Raw genomic sequence first — 16,340 nt, 5'->3', positions numbered from 1 at the left:
CCCCGACCTGAACCGCAGGTTCCCCGTGCGAATCCGCCCACGGTATTTGGAAGCACCCGAGAGCTACGGCCAACGACTGGCCTTGGCCAACGGCCTTCCCGCTCTCGCCTCGTCCAAGGCCGCGCGCCAATTGGCGGCCTCGTCAGAAGCCCAGGCGCTTCGGGCGGCACTCGTCCGCTGGTGCGAGGCAAAGGGCGGGCTTGCCCCAGGACACTTCCAGCGCCAGGCCCGGCAGGTCAGGGAAGAACTCCCGGCACGCAGCATGTGCCGACTCTGCGCCGGGGGAGCAACGGTCGGGCAACTGGACCACGTTGAAACGAATTGCTGCCTGCGGCACGGGCTGTGGACCGGACCCGGGACCACACCGGCAGCCCAGTTCACAGTCGGACGGGAGGTTATCGCCGCCGAACGCCGTTACCGCTACCTGTTACGTCGCAATCGAGCTGACCTCAGTCTCTTTCGGGCGATCGCCAGCGTCCTCACCCCCAAGAACTATGGCGCACCAGCGCAGCGAATTTTCGACGCCGGGAGCTACCCGGTCCTGATCGCCGTCGCCGGCCTTCTGACGGACCGGAGCCTTCACCGGAAACTCTTCGATACGCGCCTCACCTTTGCAGAAACAAATGCCCGGCTGGCAGAACACCTCCGGAAGGCCGTACCGGGCAGCGGGTGCGAGTTGGCGGACGGTGTCTGGCTGCTGCTGCGCCCGACGTTTCTATGGGTGCGCAAATCTGCGCTGGACGCCCCGACCGGAGAAGACTTCGTCCCGCTCATCGCGGTCAATCGGGCTGACATTCAGGGTGCCGACAGTACAGTCCGCCCACTGGAGCCGTTCAGCCGCTACCTGGCACAGTTGCGGCAGCAACGCGGCGCATTGCCAGTCCATCGACGAGAGGTTTATGTTGTCGCCGGACAGGGAAAGGGACGAGGCCCAGTGCCGACCGTTGGCCGGCCCTTGCTGATCTGCGGTGACGGACACGTCTTGCGACGGGGCTGGGATAAAGCTTTCGCGGCACTCGACGAAGGCAGGTCCATGTGCCCGATCTGCAACGGCGGCCAGCCTCTTGCCGGCTACAACACCATCGTTGAAACACACCCTCACCTTGCACGCGAATGGGACGCGGAAAGGAATGACAACGATTGCCCCTCTTCGACTGTGGCAGGCAGCAACAAGAAACAGGCATGGCAATGCGTCCACGGCCACTCATTCACCGCTACGGTGGCAAACCGGGCGCTTAACGGCTCCGGCTGCCCCGTCTGTGCGAATCTCGCGGTCAGTGCAGGAATCAATGACCTCGCCACCACGCACCCTGGACTGGCCGCCGAGTGGCACCCCGAACTCAACGGCGACCTGCGCCCGGAACACGTCATCGGTGGCCGGGACGCGAAGATTGCCTGGCTCTGCCCGGCCGGGCACGACTACTGGAAAACCGTCGCCAAACGAAAGGGCGGCCAAGGGTGCCCCATATGCTCGGGACGCCGCGTGGCACTTGGCGTCAACGACCTCGGCACCACACACCCGGCACTGGCCGCCGAGTGGCACTTCGAACTAAACGGCGATCTGGGCCCCGTGGATGTCTCAGCGGGCAGCGCGCTCACGGTTCACTGGATTTGCCCGGCCAAGCATGCCTATGACACACCTATAGGTAATCGCACAGGGGCGAAGAAGGCGGGCTGTCCCTACTGCTCCAACCGCAAGCTGCTGACGGGGTACAACGACTTGGCCACGCAGTATCCTGCCCTAGCCCTCGATTGGGACCCGGCACGCAACGGAGGGCTGACGGCCGCTGAAGTCTTGCCCGGCAGTCGGCTGCGCTCGTGGAAATGCGCGTACGGACGGGAGTGTCAGATTAACGGTGGGTCTGGCCTGGCGCATTGTTAGTTGATCCTGCCTTCGAACGCGATCGCGAACGCGTTCAGTGCAGGCTTCCACCGGGTGGCCCATCGTGCCCGGCCCCGCCCGGTCGGGTCAAGGGAGCGCGTCACGAGGTAAAGGCACTTCAGCGCCGCCGCGTCGTTGGGGAAATGGCCGCGGGCCCGCACGGCGCGCCGGTAGCGGGCGTTGAGGGACTCGATCGCGTTCGTCGAGCAGATGACCCTGCGGATCTCCACGTCCCAGTCCAGGAAAGGAACGAACTCTGCCCAAGCGTTGTGCCAGAGCCTGCTTATCGCCGGGTATTGGGTGCCCCATTTCGCGTCGAACTCGGCGAACCGCTCCTTCGCCGCCGCCTCGGTTGGAGCCGTGTAGACCGGCTTGAGATCCCTGCCCATCTCCTCCCAGTAGTGCCGGGAGGCGAAGCGGAAGGTGTTGCGGATCAGGTGGATGATGCACGTCTGGACCGTGGCGAGTTCCCATACGGCAGTGATCGCGTCCGGAAGGCCCTTGAGCCCGTCGCAGACGGCGATGCACACGTCCTCCACGCCGCGGTTCTTGACCTCGGTCAGAACCCCGAGCCAGAACTTGGCGCCTTCTCCGCCATCCCCGGCCCAGATGCCCAGGATGTCCCGTTCGCCGTTCACCGTGACCCCGATGACGACGTAGAAGGGCTTGTTGCGTACCTGTCCGTCGCGGACCTTCACGTGGATGGCATCCACCATGATCACGGGATAGACCCGGTCAAGGGGCCTGTTCGCCCATTCGGCCATCTCCTCAGCCACCTTCTCGGTGATCCGGCTGATGGTGTCCTTGGAGACCGTTGCGCCGTAGACCTCGTCGAAGTGCGCGGCGATCTCACCGGTCGTCAGGCCCCGCGCGCTCAAGGAAAGGACGACCTCGTCGATCCCGTCCAGGCGCCGCTGGCGCTTCTTGACTATGGTCGGCTCGAAGCTGCCCTCCCGGTCCCGGGGCACGTCGATCGAGACGGGCCCGATCTCGGTCAGCACCGTCTTGGAGCGCGTTCCGTTACGCACGTTCGGCCCCTCCGCAGCCCCGTTCCTCTCGTGCCCGAGGTGATCGGTCATCTCCGCCTCAAGCGCCGTTTCAAGCACCGTCTTCGTCAGGCCGGCCAGCAGCCCGCCCGGGCCCACGAGGCTCACGCCCTGTTCCTTGGCCTGAGCGAGCAACTGCTCAGCGAGCTCCTGCTGATCGATGATTTCCCCTGTCACAGGATCGATCATCTCGGTGGTTTCGGTCATCGCCGTTCCTTTCGGTCAAGCCACGCCGTTCCCACCGTTTTTCTGACACTCCCGTACGGACACGAACAGGAAATGATGTTCCGCAACCGTCTGCGCGCTGGTGGATGGGTCAAGTCCCTTGGAGTGGTGTAGTGCTGCGTGACCCTCTCGGGGTTCAGGCGGTCAGTGCGGGGAGGTCCTCCTTGTCGATGTCGGTGCCGCCGGTGGCGACGATGGTGAGGCGGGACTTGGCGAGGATGTCGAGTCCGAGGTAGCGGCGTCCTTCGGCCCATTCGTCGGTCTGCTCGGCCAGGACAGCTCCGACGAGACGGATGATCGCGTCGCGGTTGGGGAAGATCCCGACGCTGTCGGTGCGACGGCGGATCTCGCGGTTGAGGCGCTCGTTGGGGTTGTTCGACCAGATCTGCTGCCACAGTCCTTCGGGGAAGCTGGTGAACGCGAGGATGTCCTCACGTGCGGCGGCGAGGTGCTCGGCGACGTCGGGCAGCTTGTCGTCGACGTAGTCGATGAGCCGGTCGAACTGCGCCGCGACCGCTGGTGCGTCGGGCTGGTCGTAGACGCTGTGGAGCATCGCCTTGACCGCCGGCCACATGCTCTTGGGGGTCACGGACATGAGGTTCGCGGCGTAGTGGGTGCGGCACCGCTGCCAGGCGGCTCCGGGCAGGTTCGCTGCGACCGCGTCCTTCAACCCGGGGTGGGCATCGGAGGTGACGAGCCGGACGCCGGCCAGGCCGCGGGCGACGAGGTCGGCGAAGAACTCGTTCCAGGCCGGTCCGGTCTCACTGGTGGCGATCCGCAGGCCGAGGACCTCGCGGCGACCGTCAGCGTTGACGCCGGTCGCGACCAACGCGACCGTCGAGACGACTCGGCCGCCTTCGCGGACCCTCATCGTCAACGCGTCCGCGGCGACGAACGTGAACGGGCCAGCCTCGTCGAGGGGCCGGTGGCGGAACTCCGCGACGAGCTGGTCCAGATCGGCGGCCATGCGCGAGACCTGCGACTTCGACAGGCTGTTGATGCCCAACGTCTTGACGAGCTTGTCCATCCGGCGCGTGCTGACGCCGGCGAGGTAGCAGTCAGCGACGACGGTGATCAGAGCGGTCTCGGCCCTCTTGCGGCGTTCGAGCAGCCACTCGGGAAAGTAGGACCCCTGTCGTAGCTTCGGGATGGCGACGTCGATCGTGCCGACCCTGGTGTCCAACGGGCGGTGCCGGTAGCCGTTGCGCTGCGCCGTCCGGTCCGGGCCGGGCCGGCCGTACTCGGCGCCGACCACGGCGTCGGCGTCGGCCGAGAGCAGGGCGTTAATCATCGTCTGCAGCAGCGAACGCATCAGATCGGGGCTGGCCTCGGCGAGGGCTTCGCCAAGCAGCCCAGCAGGGTCGACAATGTGTGGAGCGGTCATCGTGTGTCCTTCTTCGAGTCGGTTGTGAGAGATCACTCGAAGGATCACGCGGTGGCCGCGTCCACGTCCACACCAGGGACGAACTCGACGACCGCGCTACACCACTATGCGGGACTCAACTGGTGGATGCACGGGCTGTCCCCGTGATAGGCGAGCGGCCTCCCATCCGCCGGCGGAAAGAAAGATGCCAAGTTGATTGTCAGATTCGAGCATCGGCGTATCCGACACAACCGCCAATTTCCAAGGGACAAAAGCCTGTCAATCTGCCAACCACGCTGACATCTCACATGTGAGTTGCCAAATTAGTTGGCATAAGTGACAAGTTAGTTGGCCGATGACAACCGGCTTGGCATAAGTGACAGGACAGTTGGCGCGACGCCGTGTGACTTGAACGTCTCGTTGCGACTTTTGCAGAGTTTGCGCGACTTTAGAAAATGCACTCGCGACTTAGTCGTGACTAGCCGTGGGACGTCATCCACCGTGGGAATTGGTGTGAGGTGCCGGTCTAGTTGGAAGAAACGACCAAGATGGTTGGAAGCTTTCGACTAGACCGGCAATCCTAGATGACCAAGACGCGTTCCGCACCGAGCAAAATGATGTCTTCGTAGCCGGGCGCAGGTCTTGTGCAGCATCAGCGGCTGGCTGTTAGTAGCGGGGCCTTGGTTTATGTGGAAAACCGGAATTCTCGCTGCCTGCCGGTCCAGGATGAGCGGAATCGGATCTACCGGCGGCGCGTTCCGGTTCGTTTACTCGACCTTCACAACCAAGGCGTGCTTCAGGGCGGCACGCAGGGTTACAAGTTCGTGAGAGTTGACGCACGTTCGACAGGCTTGTGACAGGTAACCGACCCGCGGTGATTAACGAATTTGTGTGCGAACACCGCAGCTGAATGGGGGGGAGAGATGGACGTCCGGACGAACAGCGAGTACTTGGACTTCCTTGCGGAGCACCTCGATGACTTTTTGAGGACGTTCGAGGAGTTCATGACGCACCATGTCGAGAACTCCGGGTTCGGGGCTATGGCGATGGGGGTGGCCCCTGCTGTCCTGCTGAAGGATGGTGCTGACAAGGCGCGTGTCAGAGTTATCACTGATAAGCTGAACCGCCTTGTCGGCGCGCTCATGGATCTCAGCAGCGTCACGGACATCCGACTCGCAGTCCAGGGGGCAGGGGTGCTGGACCCCTTTGTGAACTGGCAGCGGATGCTCGAGCCGAAGCCCCTGCTCGACGCCCCTGTTGTCCGAGGTTGCTGCCTCCAGGCCGCAGGCCGGCTGGAGGGTCTCAAGGCGAAGGCAAAGGCGCTCTCGTCGCCAACGATCGAGCCGTCGGTCCTGCACCCTCTGGTGTGGGCCTCGGCCCAGCGTCTCTGGAACGACGGCCACCTCCGTCAAGCAGTTGCGGCCGCTGCGGAAGCCGTCAGCGGCCAGATGAAGCAGCTCACGGGTCGGAACAACGCGAGCGACACTTCTCTGTGGCAGCAGGCGTTCGCTCAAGCCGACCCCCAAGAGGGTAAGCCCCGTCTACGCTGGCCCGGTGACTCGGACGACCAGGACGTCAAGACGATGCAGGCCGGTCTACTGAGCTTCGCCCCCGGTGTCAACATGGTGATCCGAAACCCGGCGACGCATGTCGCAGTGGACTTCACCAAGCAAGACGGCCTTGAACAGCTAGCGACTCTGAGCGTTCTCGCCAAGTTCGTAGACCGGTGTCTCGTCGTGTCCGTCGATGGCGCGCCAGACCCTGACACCATGCAGTTGTTGTCACAGCCCGCAGGCGAACGGGACTGCTGCACGGTTAGGTGACAGGTTCTAGTCACGCCGCCAGTGCGACGGTCGTGTTCATGATGGTCTCGAACTCGATGGGCGTCAAACGACCCAGGCGTGCCTGACGGCGTCGCCGGTGATAGCTCCGCTCGATCCAGGTGACGATCGCGATGCGCAGCTGCTCGCGAGTGGTCCAGGAGCGGCGGTCGAGGACGTTCTTCTGGAGCAGCGCGAAGAAGCTTTCCATGGCGGCGTTGTCCCCGCTCGATCCGACTCTGCCCATGCTCCCGACCATGCGGTGAAGGGCAAGAGCGCGCAGGAACTTCCTGCTCCGAAATTGACTGCCCCTGTCGCTGTGCACGATGCAGCCGGCGACGTCGCCGCGCATCGCGACAGCATTCTCGAGCGCCTGAACGGCCAGGCGGGACTTCATCCTCGAGTCGATCGAGTACCCCACGATCCGGCCTGAGCACGCGTCCTTGATGGCGCAACAGTAGAGCTTGCCTTCCGCGGTCCGGTGCTCCGTGATGTCCACGAGCCAGAGCTGGTTCGGGGCTTCGGCGGCGAACACGTGCCGGGTCCGGCCGTCCTCGTCGACGACCGCGCACAGGTCGTCGTGGACCGGCGGGCCCGGCTTCTTGCCGTCACGTCCCCGCTTCTTCCCGAACGCGGACCACCAGCCGTTTGCGGAGGCGATCCGCCACGCGGTCCGGTCAGACATCGCCTCACCCGCGTCACGGGCCTCGTCGGCGAGGAGCCGGTGCCCGAACTCGGGGTCATCCTTGTGCGCGTCGAACAGCGCGTTCGCGCGATACGCCTCCACGACCTCGCTATCGGTGATGGGGCCGGCCAGCCATCGGTAGTAGGGCTGGCGGGAGAGCTTGAGCACCCGGCACGTCGCCGTCACAGGGATCCCTGTTTCGGCGGGCTCTGTCACGAGCGGGTAGAACCCTTTCCCGGCAGATTCGCCTGCGACAGATACGCCGCCGCCCGCCGGAGGACCTCGTTCTCCTGCTCGAGCAACCGGTTCCGCTTCTTCAGCTCGCGGATCTCCGCCGCCTCGGTCCGGGACTGGCCGGGCTTCGCACCTGCGTCGATGTCGGCGCGACGCAGCCACTTCTGCAACGTCATCGGGTGGACCCCGAAGTCTTTCGCGATGTGCTCGATCGTCACTCCGGGCTCACGGTTCCTCGCGACGCGCACAACGTCGTCACGGAACTCGGACGGGTAGGGCTTGGGCACAGCAACATCCTTCCAGACCCACCCCGCGGGCAGGCCAGATCAGATGTCACCTACTCATGCAGCAGTCCCCCTTTTTTATGCGTCTTGAAGGACGTTCGCTTCCTTCAAGGCACGTCTGTGTGGGCCGGCCGAGGCCGGCGTGCTACTTCTTCAGGGTGTAGTAGGCCATCAGCGGACCGTACGGGCTGTCGGCCTCGCGGATGACGGTTCCGACCGAGGGGTTCTGGGCGCCGATGATCTTGCCGTCGCCGATGTAGATGCCCACGTGGCCTCCGCCGTTCTGGTACACCAGGTCCCCGAGCTTGGGGGTGGAGGTTTGCACGAACTTGCCGCTGGTGCGGATCGCGGTGGTGTTGTGGGGCAGGCTGATGCCGGCCTTACCGTAGATGTACTGGACAAAGCCGGAGCAGTCCCAGCCCGAGGGGCTGCTGCCGCCCCACACATAGGGAGTGCCCTTGAAGCCCAGTGCCATGCTGGCAATGCGGCTGCCCAGGGCCGTGCTGGCGGTGAGGGTGGGCGTGGCCGCCTTTTCCTTCACGGCCGCGGGCTTTGCCGCGGTGGTGGCCTGCCCGGCGCGGGTGGCGCTGGTCATGGCGGCCCCGCGCGCATCGTCCGCGGAGGTGGAGGTGGAGGTGGAGGTGGAGACGGTAGCGGCGACGGCGGCGACAACCGGCTTCGGGGCCGGAGTGGATTTCAGGGCGACGCGGTCGATTTCGAACTTCTTGGCGGCGGTGGCGGGGACGGCCACGGCCTGGACCGCGACGCGCTCGGCGGTCAGGCTGTCGGCCGGCGCGGCGGCTTCCCCGACGGACTGGTTGGCCTGGGCGGGAACGCCCAGGGTCAGCACCAGGCCGGAAGCGGCGGCGACGACGGCGGCCTGACGGCCAACGGAGCCGGCGTTGGAAGCGACGGCCTTCGAGATGATCTCGAGCGGGTTGGTGCGGACGGGCGTCGCGCGGCGGCGACCACGGACTTTGTGGCTGGACACGGTGATTGGACCTCTCCCAATGCCTGCGGGGTGAGCTGTCGGATGCGGGTGGGAGTCACCCGGTGCCTCGTCCCGGAAAGCCGGTTCAAGGCACTTAACCCCAAGGATCCGTACGGACCCGAAATGTGGTTCCCCCGCCACTGCCCGGCGGCTGATGCAAAGGGACCCCGGGCGGTGGCAGTGTTCGGCAGTCCGCTCGAACAGGCCGAACCGTACGGAGGATTGGCCTGCCGTCCAACCTGCCTGAAACAACCCCTAAAGTCACAATCGGATCACGAAAAGAGACAAATTTTGATTACGGTCCAACGGGCATCCGATGCTCACGGGGAACCGACTAGCGGGAAAGGATGAGCACGGCTGGCGTGTTGTGACGTTATCGTTATGTTAGCCGTGATCCGGGTTCGGGTGGGGACGCCGGTGGTCCCGCCCCCGGAAGCGGCGATCGGAAGGGCCCTCGCAGGCCTTCCACGGCGCCTAGCAAACCGTTCAGAGGACAGTATGAAGACCATGGGAAAAAAGACGGCGGCCGGCCTTGCTGCCGTGGTGTTGATGCTGACCGCGTGCACGGGGACGCAAGAAGGGGAAAGCTCGGAGGCGGCGGGAACGCCGGCGCCGCCGGCTTCTCCGAGCCCGTCCACCCGGTCTGCGGATACACCGAATGCGGGGGCGCTGCTGAACGAGCATGCCGTCGCGGCAGCGCATCCGGCCGCCGTGGAGGCGGGCATGGAGATCCTGGAGCAGGGCGGCAACGCGGCGGATGCGGCCATTGCCACGGCCTTCGCCGTCGCCGTGGTCGAGCCGTTCGCTTCGGGCATCGGTGGTGGTGGGTCGGCGGTGCTTGCGGAATCCGGTGCCGATCCGGTGGCATATGACTACCGCGAAGTCGTCGCCCAGAACGGGGTGATCCCGGAATCCGGGACGGGGATTCCCGGATTCGTGGCGGGACTGGCCACCATCCACGAAGAGCACGGCCAGCTCGAGTGGGAGCAACTGCTCGAACCTGCCATCGACCTGGCCGAGGACGGGTTCCCCATCTCCGAGTTCCTGGCCCTGCGCATGAAAAGCGATGCCGGGCCCAGGGCGCTGGGAGGCCTGCCCCAGTTCAAGGCTTCCGGAGGGAGCTCGCTTCTGGGCGAGGGGGATGAGCTGGTCCAGAAGGAGCTGGCCAAGACCATGAAGACCCTGGCGAACGAGGGCTCGGAGGCCTTCTACACCGGCAGCCTCGTGGACGAGCTGACCGCGGTCGAGGGCATCGACGCCCGTTCCCTGGCCGCCTACAAGACCGACAAGCGCGAACCGGCCCGTGGCGAGTTCGGCGACTACGACGTCGTCTCGGCCGCCCCCGCGCTGCCCGGCGCCGCGTTGATCCAGATGCTCCAGGTCGCCGAAGCCCAGGGCATTGAAGACAACGCTCCGGGTTCGGCCCGGTACGTCGACCGTCTCACCAAGGCATGGTCCGTGGCCGACAGAAGCGTGAGCCGCTACTTTGGCGACCCCCGCTTCGTCGATGTCCCCATCGAGCGGCTCACCGACGCCGAGGCGAACGCGGATGTGGCCCGCGATGCGCAGGCCGCCGGCACGGGCGCCGACACCCGGGTGGCCGCGGCACCGATCGTCCCGGGCAATACGACGCACCTGACGGTCGTGGATTCGGACGGGTTCACCGTGTCCATGACCAATACGATCACCAACTTCTGGGGCGGAGCGAAGGCCGGGAACGTGGGCGGGTTCTTCCTGAACAACCAGCTTTCGCGCTTCGCGTCGCTGGACACCCCGAACAACCAGCCCGAGCCTGGTCGTAAGTCCGTCAGCTGGGCCGCCCCCAGCCTGGTGCTCGACGGCAGGGACCGTGTGGTTCTGGGCTTGGGCAGCCCCGGAGGACACCAGATCCCCAACATCCTCGCCGGTGTGCTCGTTCCCTGGGCCCTGCAGGACGCCTCCCTCCAGGAAGCGGTCAACGCCCCGCGGTATCACCTGCAGGACGGTGTGCTGGCGGTGGAGCGCGACCCGTCCCCGGAGCTTGCCCAACTCATCCAATCCCGGGGCTGGCAGCTGCAGCGCACCCAGCGCAAGGACGCGGTGTTCGGCTCCGTCCAGGCACTTCAGATCGACTACGGCTCGGGCCGGATCACCGGGGCCAAGGACACCCGCCGCGAGGCGGACTTCGCCATCGCCGAGCCCCGGGACGACTGAGAAGACAGCTCCTGCGGGAGCCACGATGTACGGGCACGCACCGGCCGCCCCGCGGGTGCCGTGTCCGGGGGCAGGGATGGCCTGCCGGCCGGGACCGATCATGGGCGGCGTAAAATGGTCCGCAGATGTGCCCGGGCCCTGGCCAGTCTGCGGCCTCGGACGTGAATAAGCCTCATGGGAAGGAGTTCGACCGTGATCCGTCGCCACAGCGGCACGCGCGGCCAGCACTCCTCGCCTGCGCAGGGACTGGGCAAGATCCTGCTCCTGCTGGGCCTGCTCCTGATGCACATCGTCGGCATGGACCACACCTCCGGGAAGTCTTCCGCGTCCCACACCGATACCCATGTCGCCGCCCACCAGCACACCGCCGCTGCGCCGCCGGCCGGTGTTCATGCCGAACTGTCCCCCCTGGGGGCGGATGAGACCGGCGGGTGCATCGACGACGGCTGTGGCATGGAGATGTCGATGGCCGGCCTGTGCATCGTCTCGCTGCTCGGCGGCGGAATCCTCCTGCACCGGATCTCCCGGAGCCTCGTTTCCATACCGGGCAGGGGCCTTCCCGCCCCGCCGCTGTGGCGTCCGGTTACCGCCATCCCGATACCGCCTTCGCTGGTTCACCTCTCAATCAGTCGCACGTAGGCACCCGTTTTGGCCGTCCTCTCACCGGTCCGGCCGTGCCCTGCCGTGCTCTGCTATGCCCGCCGTCCCCCGTTGCCGGTCGGGCGATCGAGATGAACCATTCCCATTCCAGCGAAGGATTCGCCCCCATGAAACGCACCCTTGTGCCCGCCTCCCTGCTCGCCCTCGCCCTGGCCCTGGCCGGCTGCGGCTCCACCTCGGAACCCGGCGCGAGCACTGAGGCCTCGCCCGGCCACTCCAGCATGTCCAGCATGTCCAGCATGGGCATGGATCATGGTTCCGCCTCCCCGTCTTCCGCCGCCGGGGAGCACAATGCGGCCGATGCGATGTTTGCCCAGATGATGATCCCGCACCACCAGCAGGCGGTTCAGATGAGCGAGATCATCTTGGCCAAGGACGGGATGGACGCCCCCATCCTGGAGTTGGCCAACAAGATCAAGGCCGCCCAGGGGCCCGAGATCGAGACGATGACCGGCTGGCTCCAGGCCTGGGGAGAGCCGATGGAGTCCGGTTCCATGGACCATTCCATGGAAGGAATGATGAGCGAGGACGACATGGCCACGCTCCAGCAGGCCCAAGGCGATGAAGCCGCAAAGCTCTTCCTGACCCAGATGATCGCCCACCACAAGGGAGCGGTGCAGATGGCTCAGAAGGAAGTCGCCGAAGGGTCCGACCCCGAGGCCGTGGCCCTGGCCCTGGCCCAGAAGGTCGTCCAGGACCAGGAAGCGGAGATCAAGACCATGGAAGAGATGCTGCCGGCCTACCAGTAGGCCTCCACGCCGCGCGGCGGGCGCCTGCGCACTGGCCTGACGCCCGCCGCGGAGCGGTGACCCGACCTCCTGATCCCTCCAAGGAAACGTTCCATGCCTTCTTCCCTGTCCCTCTCCCGTATGCCCGGCACTCGGCGCGGGATTCTCGTCGCGGCGGCGGCCGCGACCGTCCTGGCCCTGGGCCTGACCGGATGCTCCACCGCGCAATCTCCCGCCCCGTCCGCGGATGATGCGGCCGCGTCCGAGGGCCTGGCCCACGTGCACGGTGCCTACACGGACCCGCAGAACGGCACGCTTCTGCTCGCCTCGCACCACGGGCTCTTTGACGCCACGACCGAACCGGCTGCCAAGATCGGGCCCACCATCGATCTGATGGGCTTCACCGCCGACGCCAACGGCACGTTCTATGCCTCGGGACACCCCGGGCCCGGGACCGACCTGCCCAACCCGGTCGGACTGATCAAATCCACCGACGGCGGAGAGAGCTGGACGCCCCTCTCGCGCCAGGGTGAATCCGACTTCCACGCGCTCACCACCACCCGGGGCGGGATCGTGGGCTTCGACGGGCGGATGCGCACCAGCGCCGACGGCCTCGAATGGACCCTGGTAGCGGACGCCCCGGCCCCCTACGCCCTGGCGGGCAGCCCCGAACACGACGTCGTCCTGGCCACCACCGAGGAAGGCCTCTGGAGGTCCGAGGACGGCGGTAGAACCTGGACGCTTCCGGCCGGCGGGCCGGTCATGCTCACCGCCGCCTTCATCGACAACTTGACCGTGGCCGCCGTCACCCCCGGCGGCGGCGTGTACGTCAGCGATGACGCGGGAAAGACCTGGACGAAGGCCGGGCAGGTCCAGAGGCAACCCTCAGCCGTCACCGGGATGCGTGCCGACGAGGGGCAAATCACTGTCTGGGTCGTCGGCGCCGAGGGCAGCACCGAGCGTCTGGACATCCCGTGAGCGGCCAGGGCATCCGAGATGCCGTGCGTCGGAACGACGGGGCATGATGCTGATCATGGCACACGCCGCCGCACCGATCCCAGCACCGCCGGAGGACCGGCCGCGCAAGAGCCGCGGCCGCATCCAGGCCCTGGATGCGGCACGCTGCGCCGCCATCGTGGGCATGATCGCGGTCAACGTCGGCCCGCGGGAGAGCGATGGCGGCCTCCTGGCGCTGGTCTACGGGCTTCCGGTTGGACGCGCTTCGCTGCTGTTCATGCTCCTGGCCGGCATCGGCATGTCCCTGCTCTCCCGCTCCGCCCGCACACCCGGGGGAAGGCTGCCCTGGCAGGCCGTGCTGTGGCGCGCCAGCCTTCTGCTGGCCGCGGGACTCGCGCTGCAGCTGATGCACCACCAAGTCAGCGTGATCCTGCCGACCTACGGTCTGCTCTTCCTGGTGAGTCTGCCCCTGCTCAAGGCCCCCACCCCGGTCCTGGCCTGGACCACCGGCATCGTGTGCGCCGCCGGACCTCCCCTCTGGATCGCGGCACAGGTCGCCAGCGGGGAAACCTACCGGTTCATCGCCCCGACCCTCCTTGACAACCCCGTCGACATCCTGCGAGGAACGGTCCTGTCCGGGTCCTACCCGGTGGTGGTCTGGGCCGCACCGTTCCTCATCGGCCTCCTGCTGGGCCGCGCTGACCTCCGGAACAGGGCCCTGCACCGGCGCCTCGTCCTGTGGGGAGCGGTCGCCGGCGTCGGCGGCTACCTGGCTTCGCGCCTGCTCATCCTCGTTTTCGGGGAGCCGGGCCGTCGCATGGGCTGGGACCATCTGGTCTCGGCCGTCGACCACTCCCAGATGCCGTTGTGGCTGGTCTCGGGAATGGGCAGCGCACTGTTCGTCCTCGGAATCTTCCTGCTCTCCGAGGACTTCGTCGCTAGGCGCCTGGGTGCGCTGGTCGCGGCCGGGCGGCTGTCGCTCACCATCTACGTGGGGCACCTGGCCGTCCTCGCGGCCCTCGTGCGGCCCGAACCGCACTACCTGTATGAGGGAGTGGTCATCACCGTGTCCCTGTCCGCCGGTGCGATCCTTTTCGCCCACCTGTGGGCAAAAAGGTTTAGCACCGGGCCCCTCGAGTACCTCCTGCGCGTTCCTGCGGTGGCCCGGCGCTCACCGGATGGCCGTGCCGTCCCCTGACGGGACGGCCCGGCCTGCACGTCAGGACAGGGAGGCCAGCAGTTCGGTGCAGGCCGCCTCGCAGCGACGGCAGGCCTCGGCGCACACGCGGCAGTGTTCATGCATCTCGGCGTGCACGAGACATTCGTCGCCGCACGCCTTGCAGGCGGTCCGGCAGGCCTCCACGATCGCGCGGGTAAGGGCCAGGTCCCGTTCCGTTTGCCGGGACAGGACCGCGCCGGTCGCGGCGCACACGTCGGCGCAGTCGGCGTTCAGGCGAATGCACCTGGTCAGGTCGGCCACCATGTCTTCGCCCAAACAGGCGTCCGCGCAGGCGGTGTCAAGCCCCGGGTTTGATGGAGGCATCGATGACCCGGAAGGATTGAATTCATGCCAGCCCAGAGGAAGTACCCGGAGGAACTGCGTGAGCGCGCCACGAGGATGGCGATCGATGCGCGGAAGGACCCAGCAACCCGGAGCGGGGCCTACCGCAGGATCGGCAGCAGCTCGGGGTCAACCCCGAGGCACTGCGCACCTGGGTGGCGCGGGCCGAGGTCGATGGTGGAGTGCGGCCGGGAACCACCACCGCGGACGCGGCCAGGTTGGCCGAGCTCGAGCGCGAGGTGCGTGAGCTACGGCGGGCGAACACGATCCTGCGGCAGGCCTCGGCTTTCTTCGCGGCGGAGCTCGACCGCCCGTCGAGGTGATGTGTTCCTTCATCGAGGAGCACCGCGGCGAGCACGGGGTCGAGGTCAAGTCCATTTGCGTGGTGTAACGCGGGTGCCGTCTGATTCTTGGTTGGTTAGGCGCTGAGCGTCAGGTCGGTGCCGGTGTCCTCCTTCGGGTCGGTGTCGGGCGTGGCCCCGACGGCGAGTGATTGCTGGATGAGGTCGAGGCCGAGGTAGCGGCGGGATTCGGTCCACTCGTCGTGCTGCTCGGCCAGCACGGCGCCGACGAGGCGGATCAGGGCGGCCCGGTCGGGGAAGATCCCGACGACGTCGGTGCGTCGGCGGACTTCCCGGTTCAGGCGTTCCTGCGGGTTGTTGGACCAGACCTGGCGCCAGAGGCCCTTGGGGAAGGCGGCGAACGCGAGGATGTCCTCGCGCGCGGCCTCGAGGTGGTCGGCGGTCTTCGGGAGCTTCTCGGCCAGGGCGTCCAGGACCCGGTCGAACTGGGCGTGCACGCCGGCCGCGTCGGGCTGGTCGTAGACCGAGTGAAGCAGCGTCTTGACCCACGGCCAGGACGCCTTGGGCGTGGCCGACATCAGATTCGCCGCGTAGTGCGTCCGGCAGCGCTGCCAGGCGGCGCCGGGCAGGGTCGCGCCGATCGCGGCCACGAGCCCTGCGTGGGCGTCGGAGGTCACCAGCCTCACCCCGGTGAGCCCGCGCGCGGCCAGGTCGCGGAAGAACCCGAGCCAGCCGGCTCCGTCCTCCGCGGAGGAGGCCTGGATCCCCAGGGCCTCGCGGTACCCGTCGGCGTTGACGCCGGTGGCGACCAGCGCGTGGACGTTCACGACCCGGCCGCCCTCGCGGACCTTGAGCACCAGGGCGTCGGCGGCGACGAACGCGTAGGGGCCGGCGTCCAGCGGGCGGGTGCGGAACGCCTCGACCTGCGCGTCCAGGTCCTGGGCCATGAGGGAGACCTGGGACTTCGAGAGCCGGGTGATCCCGAGGGTTTCGACGAGCTTCTCCATCCGGCGGGTGGAGACCCCGAGCAGGTAGCTGGTGGCCACGACCGTGGTCAGCGCGGCCTCGGCGCGGCGCCGGCGCTCGAGGAGCCAGTCCGGGAAGTACGAGCCGGAGCGCAGCTTCGGGACCGCGGCCTCCAGCGTGCCGGCGCGTGTGTCGAACGGGCGGGCACGGTAGCCGTTGCGGGAGTTGGTCCGCTCCTCGGACCGGGCCCCGTACTCGGCGCCGCAGACCGCGTCGGCCTCGGCGCTCATCAGCGCGTTGATGAACGTGGTCAGCATCTGACGCATCAGGTCCGGGGAGGCCTGGGCGAGCTGCTCGGACAGGAAGCGGGCAGGGTCGATAACATGGGGTGCGGTCATCGCGTGGGCTCTCTTTCGAAACGTACTTTGGTAGGTCGTTTCAAG

At 66.9% G+C, this 16,340-nt stretch carries 12 protein-coding genes, 2 pseudogenes and 1 riboswitch; of the genes and pseudogenes, 8 read left to right on the top strand and 6 right to left on the bottom strand.

Features of this window, described 5'->3' with window-relative positions; all coding sequences use genetic code 11:
* Positions 1–82: 82 nt before the first annotated feature.
* Entirely contained in the window at positions 83–1,882 is a 1,800-nt protein-coding gene (locus AC0QR5_RS03745) for a zinc-ribbon domain-containing protein (RefSeq protein WP_329864245.1), read from the top strand.
* Here AC0QR5_RS03745 and AC0QR5_RS03740 read toward each other — a convergent pair.
* On the bottom strand, positions 1,879–3,117 hold the full coding sequence (locus tag AC0QR5_RS03740) for an IS256 family transposase (protein ID WP_329862411.1): 1,239 nt from the start codon (positions 3,115–3,117) through the stop codon (positions 1,879–1,881). The genes AC0QR5_RS03745 and AC0QR5_RS03740 overlap by 4 nt on opposite strands.
* 172 nt (positions 3,118–3,289) lie before the next feature.
* The gene (locus tag AC0QR5_RS03735; RefSeq protein WP_329864253.1) at positions 3,290–4,537 is read right to left on the bottom strand and encodes an IS256 family transposase; all 1,248 of its coding nucleotides are present in this window, start codon (positions 4,535–4,537) and stop codon (positions 3,290–3,292) included.
* 902 nt (positions 4,538–5,439) lie between these two features.
* On the opposite strand from AC0QR5_RS03735, the gene AC0QR5_RS03730 reads away from it, so the two are divergent.
* Positions 5,440–6,339 (top strand): TIGR02391 family protein, encoded by a 900-nt coding sequence (locus tag AC0QR5_RS03730; protein WP_329864311.1) that lies wholly within the window; start codon positions 5,440–5,442, stop codon positions 6,337–6,339.
* Between the two features lie 10 nt (positions 6,340–6,349).
* Here the strand turns inward: AC0QR5_RS03730 and AC0QR5_RS03725 are convergent.
* A protein-coding gene (locus tag AC0QR5_RS03725; protein WP_475372496.1) for an IS3 family transposase occupies positions 6,350–7,542 on the bottom strand; the annotation gives its coding sequence in 2 pieces (ribosomal slippage) (positions 6,350–7,255 and positions 7,258–7,542; 1,191 coding nt in all).
* A 142-nt stretch (positions 7,543–7,684) separates the two neighbouring features.
* Positions 7,685–8,530, bottom strand: a complete 846-nt coding sequence (locus AC0QR5_RS03720; RefSeq protein WP_329864196.1) for a C40 family peptidase — start codon at positions 8,528–8,530, stop codon at positions 7,685–7,687.
* 6 nt (positions 8,531–8,536) lie between these two features.
* Positions 8,537–8,690: riboswitch (cyclic di-AMP (ydaO/yuaA leader) on the bottom strand.
* 338 nt (positions 8,691–9,028) lie between these two features.
* On the opposite strand from AC0QR5_RS03720, the gene AC0QR5_RS03715 reads away from it, so the two are divergent.
* The 5 genes from AC0QR5_RS03715 to AC0QR5_RS03695 all read left to right on the top strand — a co-directional run bounded on the left by AC0QR5_RS03715 (position 9,029) and on the right by AC0QR5_RS03695 (position 14,266).
* Entirely contained in the window at positions 9,029–10,723 is a 1,695-nt protein-coding gene (locus tag AC0QR5_RS03715; protein ID WP_475372495.1) for a gamma-glutamyltransferase, read from the top strand.
* 192 nt (positions 10,724–10,915) lie between these two features.
* Positions 10,916–11,362 carry a DUF6153 family protein gene (locus tag AC0QR5_RS03710; protein WP_329864192.1) on the top strand — a complete coding sequence of 149 codons (447 nt, stop codon included), beginning with the start codon at positions 10,916–10,918 and terminating at the stop codon, positions 11,360–11,362.
* A gap of 128 nt (positions 11,363–11,490) precedes the next feature.
* The gene (locus AC0QR5_RS03705) at positions 11,491–12,132 is read left to right on the top strand and encodes a DUF305 domain-containing protein (RefSeq protein ID WP_329864190.1); all 642 of its coding nucleotides are present in this window, start codon (positions 11,491–11,493) and stop codon (positions 12,130–12,132) included.
* 93 nt (positions 12,133–12,225) lie between these two features.
* Positions 12,226–13,089 carry a F510_1955 family glycosylhydrolase gene (locus tag AC0QR5_RS03700; protein WP_329864188.1) on the top strand — a complete coding sequence of 288 codons (864 nt, stop codon included), beginning with the start codon at positions 12,226–12,228 and terminating at the stop codon, positions 13,087–13,089.
* Positions 13,090–13,144: 55 nt separating this feature from the next.
* The gene (locus tag AC0QR5_RS03695; RefSeq protein ID WP_329864187.1) at positions 13,145–14,266 is read left to right on the top strand and encodes a DUF418 domain-containing protein; all 1,122 of its coding nucleotides are present in this window, start codon (positions 13,145–13,147) and stop codon (positions 14,264–14,266) included.
* Positions 14,267–14,287: 21 nt separating this feature from the next.
* On the opposite strand, the pseudogene AC0QR5_RS03690 reads toward AC0QR5_RS03695, so the two are convergent.
* Positions 14,288–14,584, bottom strand: a pseudogene (locus AC0QR5_RS03690) (four-helix bundle copper-binding protein); the annotation flags it as partial.
* 170 nt (positions 14,585–14,754) lie between these two features.
* Here AC0QR5_RS03690 and AC0QR5_RS03685 point away from each other — a divergent pair.
* Positions 14,755–14,996, top strand: a pseudogene (locus tag AC0QR5_RS03685) (transposase); the annotation flags it as partial.
* 51 nt (positions 14,997–15,047) lie between these two features.
* Here AC0QR5_RS03685 and AC0QR5_RS03680 read toward each other — a convergent pair.
* Positions 15,048–16,295 (bottom strand): IS256 family transposase, encoded by a 1,248-nt coding sequence (locus AC0QR5_RS03680; protein WP_329864185.1) that lies wholly within the window; start codon positions 16,293–16,295, stop codon positions 15,048–15,050.
* Between the last annotated feature and the right edge of the window lie 45 nt (positions 16,296–16,340).

This window comes from Arthrobacter sp. J156 (assembly GCF_056172865.1).
The sequence above is the reverse complement of the archived record's forward strand: the minus strand, read 5'-3'. Positions and strand labels throughout refer to the sequence as shown.

What these genes read in the sequence shown, in the direction of transcription:
- AC0QR5_RS03700 (WP_329864188.1), top strand. Translation starts at nt 12,226, where the DNA reads ATGCCTTCTTCCCTGTCCCTCTCCCGTATGCCCGGCACTCGGCGCGGG.
- AC0QR5_RS03735 (WP_329864253.1), bottom strand. Translation starts at nt 4,537, where the DNA reads ATGACCGCTCCACACATTGTCGACCCTGCTGGGCTGCTTGGCGAAGCC.
- AC0QR5_RS03715 (WP_475372495.1), top strand. Translation starts at nt 9,029, where the DNA reads ATGAAGACCATGGGAAAAAAGACGGCGGCCGGCCTTGCTGCCGTGGTG.
- AC0QR5_RS03730 (WP_329864311.1), top strand. Translation starts at nt 5,440, where the DNA reads ATGGACGTCCGGACGAACAGCGAGTACTTGGACTTCCTTGCGGAGCAC.
- AC0QR5_RS03740 (WP_329862411.1), bottom strand. Translation starts at nt 3,117, where the DNA reads ATGATCGATCCTGTGACAGGGGAAATCATCGATCAGCAGGAGCTCGCT.
- AC0QR5_RS03695 (WP_329864187.1), top strand. Translation starts at nt 13,145, where the DNA reads ATGGCACACGCCGCCGCACCGATCCCAGCACCGCCGGAGGACCGGCCG.
- AC0QR5_RS03705 (WP_329864190.1), top strand. Translation starts at nt 11,491, where the DNA reads ATGAAACGCACCCTTGTGCCCGCCTCCCTGCTCGCCCTCGCCCTGGCC.
- AC0QR5_RS03680 (WP_329864185.1), bottom strand. Translation starts at nt 16,295, where the DNA reads ATGACCGCACCCCATGTTATCGACCCTGCCCGCTTCCTGTCCGAGCAG.